The sequence below is a fragment of the Streptomyces sp. KLMMK genome, from assembly GCF_036961605.1.
Classification (GTDB): Bacteria; Actinomycetota; Actinomycetes; order Streptomycetales; family Streptomycetaceae; genus Streptomyces; species Streptomyces telluris.
The window spans coordinates 1-5,046 of record NZ_JBAMDC010000439.1 but is presented as its reverse complement, the minus strand read 5'-3'; the positions used below and the strand labels follow the sequence as shown (position 1 = coordinate 5,046).

At 74.6% G+C, this 5,046-nt stretch carries 5 protein-coding genes; all 5 read right to left on the bottom strand.

What is annotated here, in order from left to right; all coding sequences use genetic code 11:
• The coding region (locus V7793_RS33135) for a condensation domain-containing protein (RefSeq protein ID WP_443058045.1) at positions 1–1,737 on the bottom strand (1,737 nt) is incomplete at its 3' end.
• Positions 1,734–1,964 (bottom strand): phosphopantetheine-binding protein, encoded by a 231-nt coding sequence (locus V7793_RS33130; RefSeq protein WP_058042512.1) that lies wholly within the window; start codon positions 1,962–1,964, stop codon positions 1,734–1,736. The genes V7793_RS33130 and V7793_RS33135, both read right to left, overlap by 4 nt.
• A 5-nt stretch (positions 1,965–1,969) precedes the next feature.
• Positions 1,970–2,602 (bottom strand): isochorismatase family protein, encoded by a 633-nt coding sequence (locus V7793_RS33125; protein WP_336013411.1) that lies wholly within the window; start codon positions 2,600–2,602, stop codon positions 1,970–1,972.
• A 26-nt stretch (positions 2,603–2,628) separates the two neighbouring features.
• The gene (locus V7793_RS33120) at positions 2,629–4,278 is read right to left on the bottom strand and encodes a (2,3-dihydroxybenzoyl)adenylate synthase (protein WP_336013410.1); all 1,650 of its coding nucleotides are present in this window, start codon (positions 4,276–4,278) and stop codon (positions 2,629–2,631) included.
• Positions 4,275–5,046 (bottom strand): isochorismate synthase (locus tag V7793_RS33115; protein ID WP_336013409.1); only part of this gene is annotated, 772 nt, incomplete at its 5' end. The genes V7793_RS33120 and V7793_RS33115, both read right to left, overlap by 4 nt.

Sequence of the window (5,046 nt, the reverse complement as noted above, 5' to 3'; positions counted from 1 at the left end):
CTCGCGCAGGCGCACGGCCGGGTCCGCGGTGTCGAGCGGCATGTACGCGCCGCCCGCCTTGAGGACGGCGAGCAGGGCCACGACGAGCTCGGTGGAGCGCGGCAGGGCGACGGCGGCGAGGGTGCCCGGGGCGACGCCCAGCGTGCGCAGGTGGCGGGCGAGCCGGTTGGCCCGGGCGTTGAGCGCGGCGTAGGTGAGGGACCGGTCGCCGTCGACCAGCGCGGTGGCGTGCGGGGTGCGGGCGGCGCGGGCCTCCACGGGGCCGATGAGGGTCGTGGGCGGCACCTGGGTCGCGGTGTCGTTGAACTCCGTGAGGACTTGCTCGCGCTCGGCGTCGGTGGCCAGCGGGAGGCCGCCGAGGGGCAGGTGCGGGTCGCGTTCGGCGAGGCGGGTCAGCAGGTCCAGGAAGCGGGCCTGGTGCGCGGCGAGTTCGTCCTGGCCGTAGCGGGCGGGGTTGGCGTCGTAGTCGATGCGCAGGCCGCTGCCGTCGGCGCGGTCGTAGATGCCCACGGTGAGGTCGTCGACGGGGCCGGGGGCGAGGTTGTGCGCGTCGGAGCGGGCGCCGGCGAAGGTGAGCCCGTAGTCGAACGGCATGACGTTGACGAGCGGGCCGGTGAGTGGCCGGCCCTCGCCGAGGAGGCCGAGGTCGCGGCGGATGTCCTCGTAGCGGTAGCGCTGGTGGCGGCGGGCGGCCCGGATGCCGAGGACGGCCTGGTGGACGAGTTCGGCGAAGGTCGTGCCGGGGGTGACGGTCATGCGCAGCGGCAGCACGTTCATGACCATGCCGGGGACGCGCAGGGCGACGGAGCCCATGCGGCCCATCATCGGCAGGCCGAGGACGACGTCCTCGCTGCGGGTGGCGCGGGCGACGTAGAGGGCCTGGGCGGCGAAGAGGACGTCGGTCCAGGTGGCCCGCACGGAGGCGGCCAGCCGGCGCAGCCTGGCGGTCGCCTCGGGGGCGAGGTGCGCGGTGGCGCGCAGGTGGCTGCGGGAGGGCAGGGCGGGGCGCGCCGCGGGGCCCGCGGAGGCGAGGGACGGCGCCTCGGGGCGGTCGGCGAAGACTGTCAGCCAGTGGGCGCGGTCGCGGGTGCGCGTGGCGGACTCGCGGTAGGCGGCGTCCTCGGCGACGAGGTCGGCGAGCCGGCCGAAGGGGCTCGGGGCGGGGTCCTCGCCGGTGGCCAGGGCCGTGTAGAGCTCGGCGACGCGGCGGGCGACGAGGGAGTAGCCGTAGCCGTCGAGGACGGCGTGGTGGACGCGCTGGTACCACAGCCAGCGCTCGTCGCCGACGCGGAAGAGGGCGTGGGAGAAGAGGGGGCCGCGGGCCAGGTCGAAGGGCTCGGCGAGGTCGGCGCGCATCCGGGCGAGGGCGCTCGCGTCCGGGTCGCGCTCGTCGCGCAGGTCGGCGGTGTCCAGCGGGAAGCCGTGGCCGGGGGCCTCGACGGCGATGGGCAGCTGGCGCGGGCCGCCGGGGGCGTCGGCGATGCGTACGCGCAGGGCGTCGGCCTCGCCGACGGTGCGGTGCAGGGCCTCGGCGAAGCGCGCGGGGTCGATGTCGCCGTGGATCTCCAGGTATTCGGCGGTGCCGAGGGCGGGGCTGCCCGGGTCGAGGGCCTGGGCGAACCACATGCCCGACTGGGCGGCGGTCAGGGGGAGCCCCTCCGGCGCGGGGGACCGTCCCGCGCCGGAGGTGCCGGTCAGGGGGTGCGCCCCCGCCCGGTCGAGGGTGCGGGCGTTCACGTCCCCGCCCCCAGCAGCGGTGCCCACTGCTCTATGGCCGGCTGCTCGGCGAGGGCCACGAAGGTGACCTCGGTGCCGTGGTCGCGGCGCCAGCGCTCGACGAGGGTCATGATGCGCACGGAGTCGAGCCCGTAGTCGACGAGGTTCTCGTCGTCGGGGATGTCGGCGGGGTCCTCGCCGAGCACGTCGGCGACGTCGGCCCGGATCTGTTCGAGGGTGAGTGCCATGGGTGTTACGCCCCTTCGAAGAGCCGGTCGGTGGTGGTCACTACGGCGCACTTGGCGGCCGCCCAGCGCAGCGCCATGGCGTGGTCCTCGGCCGAGAAGTCGGCGACCGCGTCGGCCACGAGGAAGGGCTGGATGTCGCGCATCCAGGCGTCGCAGGCGCTCATCATGACGCCGATGTGCGCGTACACGCCGACGATGATCAGCTGGTCGCGGCCCTGGGCGGCCATCCGCTCCGCGAGGTCGGTCCGCACGAAGGCGCTGTACTTCCACTTGGTGAGGACCGTGTCGGCGGCCGTCGGCGCGACGGCGTCGGCGATGGCCTTGGCGCGCTCGTCGTCCGGCAGGCCCGGGCCCCAGAAGTCCTGCTGCAGGCCGCGCTCGGCGGCGCTCTGGCCGCCGGGCTGGGCGGAGTAGACGACGGGGACGCCGAGGCGGTCGCAGTCCTTCTTCACCGCGGCGACGTTGGCGAGCAGCTCGGTGACGGGCGACGCCCCGGCCTCGAACGCGTCGAGGAAGTAGTTCTGCAGGTCGTGCACGAGCAGCACCGCGCGGCTCGGGTCGGCGGTCCAGCCGACCTTGTTCGCGGGGAGGTCGGCCTCCCGCGGCATGGGATACGGGGCGATGGCAGGCAGTGCCATGGTGGTCGGTGAGCCTTTCTCGGTTCTCAGTGCTGTGCTGCTGCTGCGGCGGCGACCTGTGCGGCGATGGCCGCGCGGAGGTCCTTCTTCGACACCTTGCCGATGCCCGTCTGCGGGAACTCCGTCACGAACTCCACCCGGTCGGGGACCTTGAAGGCGGCGAGGCCGCGCTCGCGGACGAACTTCTTCACGGCGATCGACTTGACGGGTTCGGCCCCTTCGCGCAGGACGACGTAGGCGCAGGTGCGCTCGCCCAGGTAGGCGTCGGGCATGGAGACGACGGCGACGTCGTGTACGGCCGGGTGGGCGAGGATGTGGTTCTCGATCTCCTCGGCGGCCACCTTCTCGCCGCCGCGGTTGATCTGGTCCTTGGCCCGTCCCTCGACGACGAGGTGGCCCGTCTCGGTCATCCGGACGACGTCGCCGGTGCGGTAGAAGCCGTCGGCGGTGAAGGCCGTCGCGTTGTGCTCGGGGGCCCGCCAGTAGCCGCGGATCGTGTACGGGCCGCGGGTCAGCAGGTGGCCGGTCTCCCCCGCGGGCAGCTCGTTGTCCTCGTCGTCGACGATGCGGATCTCGTCGTCGGGCGAGATGGGGCGGCCCTGGGTGGTGACGATCGTGGCCTCGGGGTCGTCCAGCCGGGTGTAGTTCACCAGGCCCTCCGCCATGCCGAAGACCTGCTGGAGGGTGCAGCCGAGGGCCGGGCGCACCCGGCGGGCCGCCTCCTCGCTGAACTTCGCGCCGCCCACCAGCAGGACCTGAAGGCTGCTCAGGTCGTGCGGGGTCTCCGCCGCGGCCTCGGTCCACACGAGGGCGAGCGGGGGCACCAGGCCGGTGATCGTGACGCCCTCGGCGGCGATCAGCGGGAAGGCCACGTCGGGGCTGGGGCGGGGGGCGAGGACGACGCGGGCGCCGGCGTAGAGCGCGCCGAGGGTGCCCGGGGAGCTCAGGGGGAAGTTGTGGGCCGCGGGCAGCGCGCAGAGGTAGACGCTGTTCTCGTCCACGCCGCAGATCTCGTTGGAGCCCCACAGCGAGTAGATGTAGTCGTCGTGGGTGCGCGGGATGAGCTTGGGCACGCCCGTGGAACCGCCGGAGAGCTGGAGGAAGGCCAGCTCGTGCGGGGCCGGGGCGTCCTCGGCGGCCACCGGCTCGGTGGGGACGCCGGCCAGCGCGGTGTGCTCGCCCGGCTCGCCGGCGACGAAGACGTGCTTGAGGCCGGGGACCTCGGCGCGGACCTTCGTGGCCAGCTCGCGGTAGTCGTAGCCCTCGCTGACGTCGGCGATGACGTAGGCGGCGGCCTCGGTGAAGGCGCAGAAGTGGCGGATCTCGGTCTCGCGGTGGGCGGGCAGCGCGAAGACGGGCAGGGCGCCGATGCGGAAGAGCGCGAAGACGACCTCGAAGAACTCGGCGACGTTCGGCAGCTGGACGACGACGCGGTCGCCCTTGCCGATGCCGTGGGCGAGGAAGCCGGCGGCCAGCCGGTCGGCGCGCAGGTCGAGCTCGCCGTACGTCCAGCGGCGGCCCTCGCCGGAGGGGTCCACGATCGCGATCCGGTCCGGGTGGGCCTGCGCGCGGTCGCGCAGCATCTGCCCGAACGTTTCTCCACGCCAGTAGCCCGCCGCGCGGTAGCGCTCGGCGAACTCGGCCGGATAGCCCGGAGCGTCGGTCGTCTCGGTCACTGGTCAACCCCCACAGCCTGCAGGAACGTCTGGAACTTGGCGCCGGTCTCGGCCGTCTCGGCCTCCGGCGAGGACTGCGCGACGACGCCCGCGCCCGCGTACAGCCGCAGAGTGCGCTCCTCGGCCTCCGCGCAGCGGATGGTGACGACCCATTCGCCGTCGCCGTTCGCGTCGCCCCAGCCGACCATGCCCGTGAAGAAGCCGCGGTCGAAGGGCTCCAGCTCGCCGATGACGTCGCGCGCGGTGGTGGTGGGGGTGCCGCAGACGGCGGGCGTGGGGTGCAGCGCGGAGGCCAGCTCCAGCGCGGACACCGCGGGGTCGGCCGGCTCGCCGGTGACCGTCGTCGACAGGTGCCACATCGCGGCGGTGCGCACCAGCGTGGGCCGCTCGGGCACGTGCAGGGTGCGGCAGTACGGGGCGAGGGCCTCGCGGACGGCGTCGACGACGACGGCGTGCTCGTGCAGGTCCTTCTCCGACTGCAGGAGGGCGGCCGCGCGGCGGACGTCCTCGGCGAGGTCGGCGCTGCGCGGCGTGGAGCCGGCCAGCGGGTTGGCGACGAGGGTGCCGCCGCGCCGGGAGACCAGCAGCTCGGGGCTTGCGCCGAGCAGGGTGCGGCCGGGGCCGGTGGGCAGGGCGAAGGTGTAGCCGGCCGGGTCGCGGCGGGCCAGGCGCTGCAGCAGGGCCGGCAGGTCGAGGTCGCGGTCGGAGGAGAGCTCCAGGGTGCGGGCGAGGACGACCTTGGCGAAGTCGCCGCGCCGCATGCGGCCG

Coding starts and splice junctions, on each gene's coding strand:
- V7793_RS33130 (WP_058042512.1), bottom strand. CDS start 1,964: ATGGCACTCACCCTCGAACAGATCCGGGCCGACGTCGCCGACGTGCTC.
- V7793_RS33125 (WP_336013411.1), bottom strand. CDS start 2,602: ATGGCACTGCCTGCCATCGCCCCGTATCCCATGCCGCGGGAGGCCGAC.